General features: G+C 50.5%; 13 protein-coding genes. 3 read left to right on the top strand and 10 right to left on the bottom strand.

The window, feature by feature from the left end; genetic code table 11:
• Positions 1 to 22: 22 nt before the first annotated feature.
• The 7 genes from AB1757_01550 to AB1757_01520 all read right to left on the bottom strand — a co-directional run bounded on the left by AB1757_01550 (position 23) and on the right by AB1757_01520 (position 6,624).
• Positions 23 to 1,609, bottom strand: coding sequence for an aldehyde dehydrogenase (NADP(+)) (locus AB1757_01550; protein ID MEW6125721.1), 1,587 nt, complete (start codon positions 1,607 to 1,609; stop codon positions 23 to 25).
• 25 nt (positions 1,610 to 1,634) lie between these two features.
• Positions 1,635 to 1,829: a hypothetical protein gene (locus AB1757_01545; protein MEW6125720.1), complete on the bottom strand. Its 195-nt coding sequence runs from the start codon at positions 1,827 to 1,829 to the stop codon at positions 1,635 to 1,637.
• A 42-nt stretch (positions 1,830 to 1,871) separates the two neighbouring features.
• Complete coding sequence (locus AB1757_01540) at positions 1,872 to 2,768, bottom strand: dihydrodipicolinate synthase family protein (protein ID MEW6125719.1); 897 nt, start codon at positions 2,766 to 2,768, stop codon at positions 1,872 to 1,874.
• 203 nt (positions 2,769 to 2,971) lie between these two features.
• Positions 2,972 to 4,243 carry an FAD/NAD(P)-binding oxidoreductase gene (locus tag AB1757_01535; GenBank protein MEW6125718.1) on the bottom strand — a complete coding sequence of 424 codons (1,272 nt, stop codon included), beginning with the start codon at positions 4,241 to 4,243 and terminating at the stop codon, positions 2,972 to 2,974.
• The gene (locus AB1757_01530) at positions 4,236 to 4,484 is read right to left on the bottom strand and encodes a (2Fe-2S)-binding protein (protein MEW6125717.1); all 249 of its coding nucleotides are present in this window, start codon (positions 4,482 to 4,484) and stop codon (positions 4,236 to 4,238) included. The genes AB1757_01535 and AB1757_01530 overlap by 8 nt, the downstream gene beginning before the upstream one ends.
• Positions 4,477 to 5,598, bottom strand: a complete 1,122-nt coding sequence (locus AB1757_01525) for an FAD-dependent oxidoreductase (GenBank protein ID MEW6125716.1) — start codon at positions 5,596 to 5,598, stop codon at positions 4,477 to 4,479. The genes AB1757_01530 and AB1757_01525 overlap by 8 nt, the downstream gene beginning before the upstream one ends.
• A gap of 72 nt (positions 5,599 to 5,670) precedes the next feature.
• A complete protein-coding gene (locus AB1757_01520; protein MEW6125715.1) occupies positions 5,671 to 6,624 on the bottom strand; it encodes a 4-hydroxyproline epimerase in 954 nt (317 codons plus the stop codon).
• A 154-nt stretch (positions 6,625 to 6,778) separates the two neighbouring features.
• Between AB1757_01520 and AB1757_01515 the strand changes: the two genes are divergently transcribed.
• On the top strand, positions 6,779 to 8,026 hold the full coding sequence (locus AB1757_01515) for a thiol-disulfide isomerase (protein MEW6125714.1): 1,248 nt from the start codon (positions 6,779 to 6,781) through the stop codon (positions 8,024 to 8,026).
• A gap of 113 nt (positions 8,027 to 8,139) precedes the next feature.
• Here AB1757_01515 and AB1757_01510 read toward each other — a convergent pair whose 3' ends face one another.
• The 3 genes from AB1757_01510 to AB1757_01500 form a co-directional block, all read right to left on the bottom strand.
• A complete protein-coding gene (locus tag AB1757_01510) occupies positions 8,140 to 8,694 on the bottom strand; it encodes a DinB family protein (protein MEW6125713.1) in 555 nt (184 codons plus the stop codon).
• A 128-nt stretch (positions 8,695 to 8,822) separates the two neighbouring features.
• Positions 8,823 to 11,099, bottom strand: a complete 2,277-nt coding sequence (locus AB1757_01505; GenBank protein ID MEW6125712.1) for a 6-pyruvoyl-tetrahydropterin synthase-related protein — start codon at positions 11,097 to 11,099, stop codon at positions 8,823 to 8,825.
• 51 nt (positions 11,100 to 11,150) lie between these two features.
• Entirely contained in the window at positions 11,151 to 12,596 is a 1,446-nt protein-coding gene (locus tag AB1757_01500; GenBank protein ID MEW6125711.1) for a bifunctional glycosyltransferase/class I SAM-dependent methyltransferase, read from the bottom strand.
• 299 nt (positions 12,597 to 12,895) lie between these two features.
• On the opposite strand from AB1757_01500, the gene AB1757_01495 reads away from it, so the two are divergent.
• The gene (locus AB1757_01495; protein MEW6125710.1) at positions 12,896 to 13,831 is read left to right on the top strand and encodes a glycosyltransferase family 2 protein; all 936 of its coding nucleotides are present in this window, start codon (positions 12,896 to 12,898) and stop codon (positions 13,829 to 13,831) included.
• Between the two features lie 383 nt (positions 13,832 to 14,214).
• On the top strand, positions 14,215 to 16,218 hold the full coding sequence (locus AB1757_01490) for a hypothetical protein (protein ID MEW6125709.1): 2,004 nt from the start codon (positions 14,215 to 14,217) through the stop codon (positions 16,216 to 16,218).
• Positions 16,219 to 16,248 lie beyond the last annotated feature (30 nt).

Raw genomic sequence — 16,248 nt, 5'->3', positions numbered from 1 at the left:
CGGTTTTTATCACATTTTAATTTTAAGCGATAGCGTCGCGCGTAAGCCCGCCATCAATCATCCGCCAAATGCCGAGCGGGTTTTCGTTTCGCAGTTCTTCAGGTAATGCCGTGTCAGGAAAATCCTGATAACAGACTTCGCGGGTGAAGCGGAAAATCGCCCGTGTGCCAACCGATGTCGAACGTCCGTCGGAAGTCGCAGGAAAGGGACCACCGTGAACCATCGCCGGGCAAACTTCAACGCCGGTCGGAAATCCATTAAAAACCAACCGCCCGGCTTTGGTTTCCAAAATCGCAATCAAATCGCTGAACTCCGCTAAATCCTGCTCGGTTCCGTGAATGGTTGCCGTCAGTTGCCCTTCAAGCGCGCGCGCCGCATTCAATAATTCATCGCGACTCGAATGTTTGATAAGCAGCGTTGTCGGACCAAAAATCTCTTCGCCAAGTTCCGCCTGTTGCAAAAACCTTTGCGCCTCGGTTTGAAATAATGCCGCAGTAGTTTGACAACTTGTGCCGGTCGTTTCGCGGTTTACCGCAAGCGTGGTGGCGTGGCTTGCGCGCGCAGTAACGCTTTGTTGATAAACCGTCGCAATGCCTTCGGTGAGCATCGTGAAGGGCATAGAAGTTTTCATCAATTCGCCAAGTTTTTCTGCAAATGCCGACGCATTCGCATCATCTTCCAAAAACACCAAACCGGGATTGGTGCAGAATTGTCCCGCGCCCAATGTGACAGAAGTATGCAGCCCGTTTATCAATTGGTCTCGCCGCTCGCGCATTGCGCCGGGCAAAATGAACACCGGGTTGACGCTGCTCATCTCCGCATAAAACGGAATCGGTTCGGGTCGCGCCTGCGCCAGTCGCATTAGCGCGAGTCCGCCTTGGCGTGAGCCGGTAAACCCTACGGCTTTGACCAGCGGATGTTGAACCAACATCTCGCCCAATTGATTGCCTGCGCCATACAACAAAGAGAAAACCCCTTCCGGCAAATTGCAGGTCTTCACCGCATCTTGAATTGCCAAGCCAACGAGTTCAGCAGTGCCGGGGTGCGCCGGGTGAGCTTTGACCAAAACCGTACAACCGGCTGCCAGAGCCGATGCTGTGTCACCGCCCGCGGTTGAAAAAGCCAGCGGAAAATTGCTTGCGCCAAACACCACAACCACTCCCAAAGGTCTTAGCATCGAACGCACATCGGGTTTCGGCGCGGGTGTTCGCTGAGGGTTGGCGCGATCAATACGCGCATCAACCCACGAGCCTTCATCAAGCAAAGCGGCAAACATTCGCAGTTGATTGCAGGTGCGCCCGATCTCCATTTGAATGCGACCTGCGGGCAAAGCGGTTTCAGCGGTGGCGCGGGTGATTAATGGTTCGCCGAGGGCTTCGATGTTTGCGGCAATCTGTCTGAGAAATGCCGCGCGCCTTGTACCGGATGTGCAGCGATACTCCGCAAAAGCCTTTGCCGCGAGTTGCACACTCTTTTCGATTTCATCTGCGCTTGCCGCCCAGTAAACCGGTTCCAGTGGTTCGCCGGTTGCCGGGTTAAATCCATAAAAGGTTTCGTCGTGACGCGCGCCACGTTTGAATCCGATGATTGACTCGCCTGTTAAGGTCAATTGATGATCTCCCAAATAGAACCGGTCATTCAGCCGCCATTGCTAACAATTCGTTCATCTCAAAATACTCACGGAAAGAGACCGACTCCACTATCAAGTTGAATTTCCCAGCGGATGCGGCGGACTCGGCGGATAGACGCGGATTATCCGTCTTCATCCGCCGCATCCACAAAATCCGTTGGGAAACCAGCATTGCAAATGTGATAAATACGGCTTCCATCAGCTAATTTCAACTACGACGCTTCATCCCACTGCCAGCACTTCAATCTAAATTCGGATGATGACTGAGCGCGTGATGAATCACCGCTTTTGCCGCTTCCAATTCTTTGCCAACGATTTCAAGTCTTGGCGGACGCACGCGGGCATTGCCCATACCGATTTCGGCTTGAACAAGTTTAATCAACTGCACGAATTTCGGCACCGTGTCCAGGCGGAGCAAAGGCAAAAACCAGTTGTATAATTTCATCGCTTTTTCGGTTTCGCCCTGCATCGCGTAGTTGAATAAATCAACCGACTCTTTCGGAAAAGCATTTACCAGCCCGGCAATCCATCCCGTCGCGCCAACCGCGATGGCTTCGACAATCGCATCATCGACGCCAACGAAAACTTCGAGCCGGTTGCCGACCAGCGCGCGAATTGCGGTCACGCGGCGCACGTCCGTACTCGATTCTTTTACCGAATGAAAATTTTCATGTTCGGCGGCGAGTTCCTCAATCTGTTCCGGCAAAAAATCCGTGCCGTAAGCAACCGGGTTGTTGTAAAGCATGCACGATAGGTTGGTCGCCCGCATGGTTGCAGCAACATGGTATTTCATTTCGCGCCAGTCGCCTTTGTACACATAAGGCGGCAACACCATCAAGCCCAGGCATCCGACTTCGGCGGCGGTCTTCGCCTGTTTGACGGCTTCAGCAGTGCTGAGCGCGGATATTGCCGCAACCACAGGCACACGCTCACCGACTGCCTTGATAATGGTTTGCCAGAGCGCGATGCGTTCATCAAAGGTTAGGGTATTGCCTTCGCCAAGCGAACCCGGCGCGACAATCCCCGTGCATCCTGCATCAATCATCCAGTTGCAATGCCGCGCCACGAATTCGTGGTCAATGCTCAAATCTTCATTAAAACAGGTAGTAATTGCGGGCATCACGCCCTTCCAGGTCATCGTCATAATTATTCCTCGCTAAATCATTCGATTTTGTATTTTCCATATTCGGAAATTGAGAAATGAAATAAAACCACAGAGAAAAATAAAAGGGATAGGCGAAGGGAAAATTTACCTGTTTCACCTCTTCACTTCTTCACTTCTTCATCTCTTTCTCTAGGTCTCTGTGGTAAAAATCTTTTTTCATCCTCTGGATTTGAAATTCATAAAATTACTTCATCGCTTTTTATAAGCGTTTCAACGCGACACGGAAATGCCGGAGGTCGAATAGATTCCACTTTCCAGTCGAATAAAAATTCGGTTGCGCCGCCACAGATTCTTCCCTGACACGCGCCCATTCCGCAACGTGTATGCAATTTGGCTTCGCGCCAGGAATTGAGATTTCGCAAACGCTCAAAGGTTACATCTTCACAACGACACACAAAAGTCTGCGATTCACATAAATCTTTTAATTCATCGCGCAGCCTGAACGTCGCATTCAACAAATTTGCAAAACCCCCGGCTTTGCTCCGCGCCGCCAAAAGCCCTCGCGCTTCGTGGTAATTTCCGCTTGCCGCAAAGCCTGCGATTTGCCCTTCGATGAGCGATAAATCCAATCCGCCGATGCCTGTGGATTCACCGGCGCAAAAAATATTTTCCTGTGAAGTCTGTTGAAATTCATCCACTTTTACCGCGCCGTTTTCAATTTCACAGCCCAGCAGTTGTGGAAGTTCAAGGTTCGGTAGCAGATGAAATCCGCAGGCAAGATAATCACATTCGACATCCCAGCGACGTTCACCTTTTTGCAAAGTGACGTGGGTGAGTTGCTCTTCGCCATGCGCTTTGGTCACCCAGGCATTGGTCAAATAGCGAACTCCGAGCAGCGATTTTTTGAGTTCAATCGCCTGCAATAATTTTTGCGCGTCACCCAACAACCCAAACGCAAATTTCGCGAGTCGTTTAAGCGGCGCTTGCTCAGCGATGAGTAAAACTTCCGCGTCCGCTTTTTTCAAGAAAGCCGCAACCGCCAGCAACAACGCGCCGCTTCCGGCAACCACCACGCGCTTTCCGGCAACCGACAACCCGGATTTAACCAACGCCTGCAACCCACCCGCGCCCACGACATTAGGAAGCGTCCAACCCGGAAACGGCAGGAAACGTTCACGCGCCCCGGTTGCGAGAATCAATTTTTCAAACTGAAATTCGCAAACCCCATCCAAGGTCTCGGCAAGCAGAAAATTCTTTTCCGGTTGTGCCACGATACGCGCCCCATTAATCAATTCGACTTTTGCCGATTGAAATTTATCGAACCACTCAGCAATTTCGCTTGATGCCGATTGGCGTTTCGCGCCGCGCCAGATTTGCCCGCCAATTGCCGGATTATCATCAACCATCGCGATGCGCTGATTTTTTTTGGCGGCTGTCGATGCCGCCGCAAGCCCGGCGGGACCTGCGCCAACAATCAACACCTCGCTTTCGTAAACCTGTCTATTCATCGGTGCTAACCTGCATGCCATTGCGGCAAACGATTTGACAACTGCGCGCCTGCGGTCGTCCGTCAATCGTCACCCGGCATTCAAAACAGATGCCCATTCCGCAAAGCGGCGCGCGCTTTTCGCCGCTCACCGATTTGCGAAATCCTGTGACCCCGGTTTGCATAATCGCCGCTGCAACCGTAGCGCCTTCGGGCATCGAAACAGCAACCCCATTGATGATGACCATCACCTCTTTAGTCATGGGTTGCCTCCGTAACCTGGCGCGTCGGCAGATAGGGTTCAACCGGAATTTCAGAAGCACGATTGAGCAGCTGGTCAACTAAAAGTTTCGCGGTTCCCGTTGAAGTGGTGATGCCTAAGCCTTCGTGCCCGGTCGCAAGCCAGAGGCTTTCGCTAATTGCCGATTGACCAATCAAAGGGAGTTTATCGGGGGTCGCGGCGCGAAATCCCGTCCACGAACGAATCGCTGAAAGTTCGCCGAGTTGCGGCAAATACTCAACGGCGCGAGCGAGCATGCGCTTGAGCATTGCGGATTCGACCTGCGAGTGTTCAACTCCGAATTGACGTGATGAGCCAATCAGGATTTGTCCGGTTTTGCGAGGTTGGGCGTTGAAAGCCACGGATTCGGCGGTGAGTGAATGGGCGCTTTTCAGGTAGCCGAGTTCAACCAGTTGATGACGGACAAAATCGGGATAGCGGTCGGTGATGAGCAGATGACCTTTGCGTTTTTTCACTTCGATGCCGGGCGTCAGTTCCGGCGACCAACTGCCCGTCGCATTAACGATAAATTTAGCGGCGATGCGCGTACCGTCATTTAACTGCACTTGCTCATTTGAAATTTGCACAACCGGTTTTCCAATGAAAAGCCTGGCGTTTTTATCTTTGGCGCGTTCGATAAAATACTTCGCAGCGCAGGGCGGATAAATCACACTGTCATTTTTAACCAGTAAGCCGCCCGCAAGGTTTTTACGAAGGTTCGGTTCGGCATCACCCAGTGCTCGTTCATCAAGCACTTCGACTTTAACATTGCGCGCTTCATAAAATTGTTGTTTGCGATAAACCTCCGCCATCTCTTCTTCGTCTGCGGCGACCCAAATTGTCCCGCAACGTTGGTATTCAACATCTGCCGGGAGGTCGCGGGCTTTGGCTTCCCATAATTTTTGCGAATAGTTGGTAAGGGCAAATTGCGCGTCGCTATCATCCATTACCACGATGTGCCCCATGCCTTGTGCAGTTGCGCCGCCACCAATGATTTGACTTTCAATGATGGCGACACCCATACCTGAGCGCGCACATTCGAGCGCGCACGCTGCGCCAACGATTCCCCCGCCGATTACTGCAACATCAAATGTCATTATTTATTCGCTGCAAATTTATTCCGGCAACTGTGTGAAAGGTGAATTAATTTGTTTGGCGACCTGGCGGTTTTATCTGCGAATTCCCCAGCAAAACGAGTCATTTTCGTCAAGAATCAAATCGATTTCGGCATTGACGAACGCCGAGCCTTTAATTGTCGGATAAATTTTTTCACCTTCGACGCGAACGCTGCCTTCAAAGACGCTGCCGACGATGCTCTCCTGTCGCCAGACCTCGCCAACTTTTAATTTTCCGTCGGCGTACAGGCAAGCCAGTTTGGCGCTGGTCCCCGTACCGCAGGGCGAACGGTCATAAGCTTTGCCCGGACATAAAACGAAACTCTTGCTATGCACACCGGCAATATCGGAAGGCACGAACAGTTCGACGTGGTCAATTTCCTGTCCGTTTGCGCCGGTGATGCCTTGTTCATTCAACGCCCGGCGAATGCGCCACGAAAATTCGGTCAATTCGTCGAGATTGGCAAGCGACAGATTTTGTCCGTGATGACTCATAAGAAAAAACCAGTTGCCTCCCCAGGCAATGTCGCCTGTCAGTTTGCCGTGTCCTTCGACTTCGACGGTGACATCTTTGGCGTGACGAAAGCTCGCGACATTGGCAACCGAGACTTCGTTGGGATTGTGTAAAGTGGCTTCGACCGTGCCGACAGGGGTTTCAATGCGATGAGTGCCGGGTTGGATTTTTCCAAGATACGCAAGCGTTACCATCAAACCGATGGTGCCGTGTCCGCACATTCCCAAGACTCCGACGTTATTAAAAAAGAGCACTCCGGCGGCGCTACCGGCATCAACCGGTTGGCAAAGCAAAGCGCCGACGATTGCGTCATTGCCACGCGGTTCATTGACGATTGCCGAACGATAATGGTCAAACTGGTTTTTGAATTTTTCCAGTCGTTCAGCCATTGAACCTTTTCCCAAATCGGGAAAGCCACTGGTCACCACTCGCGTCGGCTCGCCGCCAGTGTGTGAATCAATGACGTGGATGATTTTTTTGTCAATTGATTTCATACCCTCTCGAATGTAACGAAAGCCCAAGCTTGCGAAAGCCCGTCACTCTATCAGCCCCGAAGCCTGGGAATCAAGCGGAGAAAAAACTGAAACTATTTCGCTTCTGTGATAGTCTAAGCAAACAGTGGAGTGAGACCCTTTCAGGAGTAGATCAATGAAAAGAAATTTAATGTTCACGGTAAGCGTCGGCTTGTTGTTTGGGTGCGCGATGATTATTGCATCAACCGGCAATGCCGACACCAAAAACACCAAACCGCTTACCTTTACCAAAGACATTGCGCCGATTTTTTACAGTAAATGCGCCGAATGTCACAGACCCGGCGAAATCGCCCCGTTTTCATTGATGACCTACAAAGAGACGCGCCCGTGGGGGCGTTCGATTCGCGAGAAAGTTGCCGAAGGCGCAATGCCGCCCTGGCACGCCGACCCCGCGCACGGCGCGTTCAGTAATGACCGCCGTCTTTCCAAACAGGAAAAAGAGACGATTATCAACTGGGTCGATACGGGGATGAAAGAAGGCAACGCCAAAGAGTTGCCGCCCGCGCCGCAATTCACAGCCGGTTGGAACATCGGCACCCCCGATGTGGTGTTGACGGCGCGCGAATTTGAAGTCCCCGCCAACGGCACGGTCAATTATCAATATTTCATCGTGCCGACGAATTTCAAAGAGGATAAATGGGTACAGGCGGCAGAGGTGCGTCCGGGCAATCGCGCTGTCGTGCATCACGTCATCGCTTTTGTGGTTGAACCCGGACAACTTCGCGCGGCTTTTGCGCGCGATGGCATATTGGGTCTGGTCGGTTACGCGCCCGGCGAAGGCGAAGTCTCGCTTCCTGATGGCGAGGCGAAATTGGTAAAAGCCAATTCGATGCTCGTCCTGCAAATGCACTACACCACGAACGGCACCGCACAAAAAGATAAGACTTCGATTGGTTTGATATTTGCGAAAAAGCCTGTGCAGAAGATTCGCATGGGCGGCGCAGCTTTGAATAGTCGTTTTGTGATTCCGGCAGGCGCGGATAGTTATGAAGTCACTTCGCGTTTTCGCTTCAAAGAGGATGCGCACATCACCGACCTGATGCCACATATGCATCTGCGCGGCAAAGATTTTCTATATCGTCTGGTGTTGCCCGATGGCACGACGAAAATTCTGCTTTCGGTTCCGAGGTATGATTTCAACTGGCAGACGCGCTATGAATTTGCCCAGCCGGTTGCTGCGCCCAAAGGCAGCCGCATCGAATGCGTCGCGCACTTCGATAATTCGACCAAAAATAAATGGAATCCCGATGCCACGAAAGAGGTGCGATGGGGACAACAGACCTGGGAAGAGATGATGATTGGTTTCGTAGGCTTCACCCTCGACAATCAAAACCTGCAACAACCTGAAGTAAGTAAAAAGTAAAAAGGCAAAAGTAAAAAGGCAAAAGTGATTTTTGATAATTACCTTTGCCTTTTTTATATGACTGCGGGCTAATGCCGCTTGCCGAACTTTTACCTTTTTACTTTTTACTTTGATTAACTCGCCGGAAAGTTCTCGCTCTCTTTAATGCGGTTGATCTGTTTGCGGTGGCGGGCTTCGTGTCCGCCCATCACCATCAACCATTGATAGGTGTTAATCGGACCCAAAGCCGGATGCGGGAATTGCAAATCGCTCACATCATAGCGGCAGAGCGCATCGAGCGGTTCCAGGATTTTCGCGCGCGTCTCCGTCATCTTATTGATGGAATCGGCAAGCGGCAGCGCCTCAATCGGTCTGACACGTTCGGGCGCTTGAAATTTCGTTCCCAGTTTTTCGGCGTGGTTTGCCAGACTACCCAGCACAGAGCCGTCGGGGTCGGCTTCGGCAGGCAAATGATTTTCCGTCGCCTGCTTCAACATATTTGCCATGAGTTTTGCGGTCATCCCCTCGACCAGCCAGATGTGATGAAAAATTTCTCTGATTGACCATTGCTCTTCTGCGGGTTTGAAATTGACCTGCGCATCGCTTAACCCCTCAGCGGTCGCTAAAAATTTTTCGCGCTCACGAGTCATGTAATCCACGACCTCTTGAGCCTTTTTGGTTAATACCATTGTTTCCTCCAGGTGATTTTCTTCTAGGTAAGCGGATTTAAGATAGCATCGAAGCGGTGAAGAGGTGAAGCAAGTTCCGCAAACCCATCACCCAATATTCCAATAGAAATCCCTGAGCTAAACACCGTTTAATTGCCTAACCAACGTTCAGGCACCCAGCCTTCTTGGGTGAGGTGGTCGCCTTCGAGAATGCGGATTCTGGTTTTTGCAGCGTCGAATTCAAGAATGCGGACTTTGGTATGATTGGCAACCCGCAACACTTGCCCGGATTGAACCAGCATTTCTATCCTGGCAGTATCATTTGCCGGTAACGCATTCATCAATTCATTTAATGCCTGGTCAGTGGTGGCAACCCAAACCCAATCTCCTCTTGGAATGCGTAACCGGGTTTCAGCGCCTAACGTCAGCGCCTCGCTTGTTACAGGTGCAGTCGGGTTCTCCGGAGTGCTGAAAAACCTGGGCAGAAAGAACAAGAGCAGGATGGTCGCAGCGATGGCAATGATGATGATGACCTTGTTCAAGGTTATCGCCGAAGCGACCGGCTTCACGCTTTCTTGAGAATGAATTTTCTCAGCGTCAATCCTCGATAATTCGTTTAATGGACTTTCAACATCAACGCCAGGCGACGCGATTCCCTCACCGGCATTGATTTGATTTTGACCGGGTTGCCGTCGCGACAACACCGTCAGTCCAATAATCGTCAATAATCCCAAGCCGAATAAAATCGCGCCGATGAGGCGCGGCGGTGTGGTCGTAAAAGCGACTTCGAGTTGATGTACACCCGGCGGAACCTCTATGAGTTGGATACCATTCAGGTCACTTGAAATCGGCACGCCTTGCCCATCTAACCGCGCAGTCCAGCCGTAAGAATTATAAGTTTTCAGGCGCACCTTTACCGGCGCTTGGGCATTGACGACAAGCTCCCGGCGGTTGGGTTGCCAACTCAGAATTTCATACGTGGCGCTACCGGATTCAATCAAAACATCAGGGGTGTCAGGTAATTCTCGCGGATTGGTCGCGCCTTTGGGAATAAACGCCGGTTCATAGTGAATTAAAGGCGGCTGAAGCGGTTGGTGCAATACCGCTTCTCTGATGATGTGGCGCGTGGTAATCCAGAGATTCAACCCGATGACCAACACTACAGCGATGCGTCCTGCCCATAATGTTACGATTGCAAAATCCCGATGCTTACACAATCGGTCAATCGCTGCACAGACGACGAGCGCCGTGAAAAAACTGGTAATCACCATCCAGCGCATGGCGAAAGAGACCGCTTCGATTTTGGGAATCAGCTTCGAGAGGTAAATGGAAAGCGAAGTCACCATGAAGGTTGTCGCCACGCCCACAATGACCCATAAGCGGGTTTGAAACTGACCGGATGTTTCAAACTCCCGCGTTGCTTGACTGATTGATTGACTGGCGCGAGGCGCGACGAATCGCAAAATGGCAATCGCAATAAGCAAGGCGAGCGCCTGAACCGCAAAGCACTGGTTGATCAGCTCACCGAATCGGTCGGCAGCCGGAAGCAGAGTGATATAGCTGTTATGATAAGGAAAAATAGTGGTGAAATGTTCCTGAACGTATCGTGATTCGACGACCGCCGGTAGCCAGTAAATGGCGCTCAAAATCAAAGCCAGGAACATCCCCAGCGCGATGCGAAAGGTGATTCGCCAATCCCGTTTACTGATTGCCCAGATGAGTCCATAAAAAGCGATGGTGTAGGTCATCAGGTAAGCTACGGGAAAGTGGGTCATGTAATAAATCCCCTGACACAGTCCCAGCCCGGCATAGTCCTGTAGCTTGCCGCGACTGCCTGCTTTATAGGCGAAATAGGTAATCAACGGCACCAATATGAAGCCTTGCAGTTCCGGCAATGCGCCGCGCCAGTAAAGGTCAATGGTGTGATAGGGCAAAATCAGATAAAACAGCGCGGCTGTGGCGCTTGCGACTTGCCCGTAAAACTGACGCGCCAGAATATAAAAAGCAAAGCCCGATGCCAGAAAGCTCAACACCGAAATGACCAATATTGAATCGAGCCAATTATTCAACGCGGCATTGACAACCGAGGTTGAGTAATAGAACGCCGGTGAATAAAAATTCGTCCAGGCAAGCCCATAGCCGTTATTGACATCGGGCAACCAGCGCGGGTAGAGCGTCCCTGAGCGAAGCACTTTATCGAACTGCTCCATAATTGCCAGGTGTTGCGCCATATCGTGGGTGTTGGGCACGACCCTGACCGGTTGATTGTTTCCCCCCGGCGCAGTGCGGGAAAAGTAAAACGGCGCAACGATGACGGTGCCGACAACGAGCAGCACCATCACCAGAAGCCAGTTAAAAGGAATGCGTTTGAATATTCGTTGAATTTGAATTGAAGCCGGACTCGTAAGTTCAGAGCTTTCCTCCATGCTTACCTCGCTCTGCATAATTTCCAATTTGTTTCAGGCGCGCCGAACGATTCAGGACTTCGGCTGACAAATGAGAATAAATTGATACCCGAAAAGTGTCTTTCGGAGTTTGGTGACGCCCCAGTTCAGCAGGTGAAGAAAACTGAAACCCCTTCCTTTGCTGGTAACCGGTAACAGAATGGGAAGCGGAATCGGGGTCACACTGGTCGTGACAATATCCAATCCCGAATCGGCAACCAGTTGTTTGGCGGTTTTCCAGGTGAAAAATCGCAGGTGCGATTCATTGAGAATGCCAACCGAACGATAATTGAAGTGCCCGAAAAGCAGGTTCAGCCTGACCCAGATGTTCGCGATGTTGGGTAGAGACATTAAAATTTTGCCGCCCGGTTTGAGCTTGCCGCTCAATTTTTCGAGCACCGCGCGCGGGTCGCGCAAATGTTCCAACACGTCGCCGAAAATGATGGCATCATAACTTTCGAGGTCGCTGAAATCCATCGTCTCAACATCCCCAACCAGCAGGTTGTCGCAATGCTCGGCGGCAAGTTCTGCCATCTGCGCATCCTGCTCGATGCCTGTGACCCGGCAGCCGAGCTTGGTCATCTCGGCGCTCAGATAACCGGTCGCCGTGCCAATCTCTAAAACTTCAGCCGGGCGCGTCTGCTCGACCCATTTGATGATTTGCGCGTGGCTGCTATAAGGGTCAACGCTTTTATAAACGTAGCGGTCTTTGGCAATATCGTATTTCGGCTCGTGCAGCATTCCGGCTTTGTGAAAGCGATATTTGAGCGCCGATTTGATACAGTTGAACGCATAGCCCATGCCATTGACGTAACAGATTTCATCGCCGTAGTAAGTCGGGATGGGGCGTTCGGCGATACGCAAACCGGCTTCTTTGAACTGAATCAAAATGTCAGTATCAAAATGCCATTCGTTGGAATTGAGCATGAAGGGAATGCGCTTGAGCGCCTCGCAACTGTAGAGCCGGTAACCGGAATGAAATTCCGATAAATTCATGCCGACGATGCGATTTTCAAAAAAGGTCAAAATTTTATTGCCGACAAATTTATAAAGCGGCATGCCACCGGCAAGCGGGTCGCCACCGGCTGCCATGCGCGAACCGAAAACCATATCGGCATCATCGGTTTCCAGCGGTTCGAGCAAATTATTTAAAACTTCCGGCGCGTATTGTCCATCGGCGTGCAGCATCACGACGATGTCCAGACCGCGCGCAATGGCATATTGATATCCGGCTTTTTGATTGCCGCCGTAACGCAGGTTTTGCGCGTTGCGGTGGACGGTGAGTTTATCGAGTTGTCTGGCTTGCTTGTAGCCAATCGCCGCGTAATAGGTGTTATCGGTAGAGCAATCGTCGAATAGAAAGACCTCTTCGACTTTATTCCACACCTCTTTGGGGATTCGATCCAGCGTCCAGTCAAGTTTGTTGACCGCATTATAAGCGATAACAAAAATTCCGATACGCTTGGGTTTGGACTGCATTTTAAACCTTTAATTACTTCTGAAATAAGCCAAAAAAAATTACCAGCTTTGCCGGGGCTTGTAAAGAAAGGCGGGTTTCGCGCTGCGCAGTTGCCAAGTCAACAAGACCATCGGATAATAGCAGGACGAAATTTTCGCTAGTGGGAATGCGCCGTTGCTATGGGTGATGGCGCTGAGGCAAATCCGTAAGCCTTTGAATCGTACATTTGGGAATTCAGTTAATCCTCGATTAACTGTCCGTCACTTAATCTAAAGAGGCATTTGCTGCCCGAACAAATTAAAGAGTTACTCATCGGGAAATGTATAAAGACCATCGTATTGCCATCGTCATCCCCGCCTATAACGAAGCGCATTATATTGGTCAGGTCATCCGCAGCCTGCCGGATTTTGTTGACCATATCATCGTCGTTGATGACGCCAGCAAGGATGACACTTATGAAGCCGCAAAGGCTATCGCAGATCAACGCTTGATGGTTTTGCAATCGTCAGAGAATCAAGGCGTCGGCGGCGCGACCATCACCGGCTATCGCAAAGCGGTTGAGCTTCAATGCGCCATCATCGTTAAGATGGACGGCGATGGACAGATGCCACCTGAGTATCTGCCTATCTTACTCGATCCGCTAATCGAACAGAATTACGATTACGCCAAAGGCAATCGCTTCCTGTTTGCCGAGTCTTTGACCTTTATGCCGAAACACAGGCTTTTAGGTAATGTGGCGCTCACGTTTTTAACCAAACTGGCTTCCGGTTACTGGCAGGTATTCGACCCGCAAAACGGCTATACGGCGATTAAAGCGGAAGCCCTGCGAACGATAAACCTTGATGCGGTTCATCAACGCTTCTTCTTTGAAAATGATATGTTGGTTCACCTGAACTTTTTCAGGAAACGGGTCATCGACGTTGCCATCCCGGCGCACTATGGCGAAGAGGTATCCGACCTCAACCCATTCAAGATAGGTTTGACGTTTCCCTTTCTGTTAATCAGGCGGTTTTTCTATCGGGTGTATCAAAAATATGTTTTAAGAGATTTTTCGCCGATTGCGCTCTTTTTATTCCTGGGGCTGTTGCTATTTGCCTGGGGCACGGTTTTCGGATTGTATTTGTGGGTTGAAACCATGCTAACCAATCGTTTGACGCCTACCGGAACGATTATGTTGGCGTTGTTGCCATTGATTCTCGGTTTCCAACTGCTTTTGCAAGCCATCGTTCTGGATATCAATGAAACCCCCAAATAAAGCGGGATTTCGCTTGCTTTACGATGAGCTATTTTTTGATTGTCGGGGCGCTTTTTTCAACAACCTCAAATCGGCAAAAGGATGATGCCAATTTGATCGGCTGTTAGAGATTCGTTTAAGTGGCATCGAAAACCAATTGATGAAACCATCAATTGGTTTACGGAAAAAGACGGTTCGCTAAACCAAATTGAATTTCCCCTGGGAAGCCACCTTTGATAAGTGGCACAGTGATTTTCCATAAAGACCGTTGACGATAAAACCGGTTCGCGAGGCTTATGCAGATCATCCGGAACCTTTGCTGAGGTTAAATGCGTGCGGGTCTTTATTAAATCTCAAATTAATCTTTAGTGAATATGGACAGGCAATTTTTTTTTAAAGCGGTAATGTCTCTCAACGCGCGAACCAGGGCATTATTAGGCTTGTGGGCATTTTTTCTGCTCCTCGTTTTGTGGGGAATTCACGGGTCATCAACCGGGGTGACCGCCGATTGGTGGGCACCGGAAACCCCTTACAATGGCTATCTCCTCTGGCATCCGCAACCCTCAACCATTACAGATGGCGAATCCGATTCCAAACGCGATTGGTTGATGGCGCGGGCGCGTTGGATTCGTTGGGATGAATTGGTCATTGCCACACCGCTGGCGCTCAGTCAGTTATCTCACAAGCCAAAATTTCCGGTTATCAATACCAACATCGGCAACGGGCAGAATATGCTGCTCAGTCAACACGCGCCGGTTTTGCATATTGCGACGCTTGCGAGACCGGCGACCTGGGGATATTTCATCTTTGGCGCGCAACGCGGACTCGCCTGGTACTGGTGGTTTCAAATCTTTGCCTGCTACACGGCGCTTTACCTGCTATTTGAAATTCTCTTGCAGGGGAATAAAAAACTGGCGGCTTTCGGAGCCTTCTGGTTTTGCGCTTCGGCTTATGTGGTCTGCTGGTCTTTATGGCCTGCGCATCTGACGTTTTTTATCGCCCTGGCATGTTTAACCGCCTATCATCTGTTTCGTACAGAGAAACGTTCGACCCTCATCACCTGCGCCCTGCTTCTGGGTCTCAGCTTTGCCGGATTCGTGATGATTTTATATCCCCCCTGGCAGGTGTCTCTGGGTTATCTGTTTCTCTTTGTTTTTGCCGGACTGTTTATCCGCGACCGGCTTGACCTTTCCTTTAAATCGAATTACAAACCCCGGCTTTTTGCTTTACTGGGAGCTACTGCTGTAGCCGGTTTAATCATCGGGGCTTTTCTTTATACCTGTTTGCCGGATATGAAAGTGATGTCGGCAACGGTTTATCCGGGGCGGCGTGTCTCTTTGGGAGGCGACTATACTTTTGCCCTGCTGTTTAAAGGCTTGTACAATCTGATAACCATTTACGGTGCGCCGCAGGCGCTCTTAAATCAGACCGAGTCATCTTCTTTTTATTATCTTTTTCCGGTTGTTTTTTTGGGCTTGGCGCTCTCCAGGCGATTACGCAAAGGTGTGGGCATTATCGGTTGGTTGATGGTCGGGTTTCTGCTCACGATGCTCTTTTTCCTGTTTATCGGTTTACCGGAAATCATCGCCAGGTTGACTTTTTTGAGTTACGTGCCGCCTTACCGCGCCGACATCGTCATCGGACTGGCGTCAATCTTTTTATGTATGCAGGTGCTGGCGTTTACTGCCAGAGCGCGGCTTGCCGAGTTCAGTCCGTGGGAAAAACTGATGCCCTGGGTCGTAAGCCTAATGGTTATCCTGTTGTTTATCGCCCACGGATATTCGTTAAATAAGCTCACCGAAAATTTTCTGCCGGTTGCGGCTATTGGTTTGGTTTCATTCATCGCAGGGGTTTTGTCATATTGTTTATTAAATGGCAGACAACTGATTTTTTGCGCCGTACTCGGTGTGATTTTAATCGCCACGACCTCACGATTCAATCCGCTGGCAACCAACCTGAACCACCTCTATCACTCCGAACTTGCCGAACAAATCGTGCGCCTCAACCAGCAATCCAGCGACCGTCCTCTGTGGTTATGTTATGGCGGCGTTCATCCGGGCATCCTGGTGACGCTTCTTGGCGGTCGCTCGCTCTCGGGCGAACACTGGCCCCCACAGTTGGCTTTATGGCGCAAGTTCGACCCCTCGGGTATTTATCAACCGCAATACAATCGCTTTGCCCTGGTGCAACTTGAATATGGCGAACCCAATCAGGGAACCCGATTCAACAGTACGCAAGATGATGCGGTTGTGGTTAAGCTGTCGCCGCATCTGCCGATTTTGAAAACCCTGGGGGCGCGTTATGTTCTGGCGATGGGCGAGGTTCAAACTCGCGCAAGATTTGATCATCTCAATCTGTTATATGAATCCCCTTCCGGGAGATTTTCGATTTATGAGATTCCGCCTTAAAAAAGCGACTTCCTGGAAAAGCTACTAATC

It is taken from the genome of Acidobacteriota bacterium, assembly GCA_040754075.1.
In the GTDB taxonomy this organism is placed as follows: Bacteria; Acidobacteriota; Blastocatellia; order UBA7656; family UBA7656; genus JBFMDH01.
The sequence above is the reverse complement of the archived record's forward strand: the minus strand, read 5'-3'. Positions and strand labels throughout refer to the sequence as shown.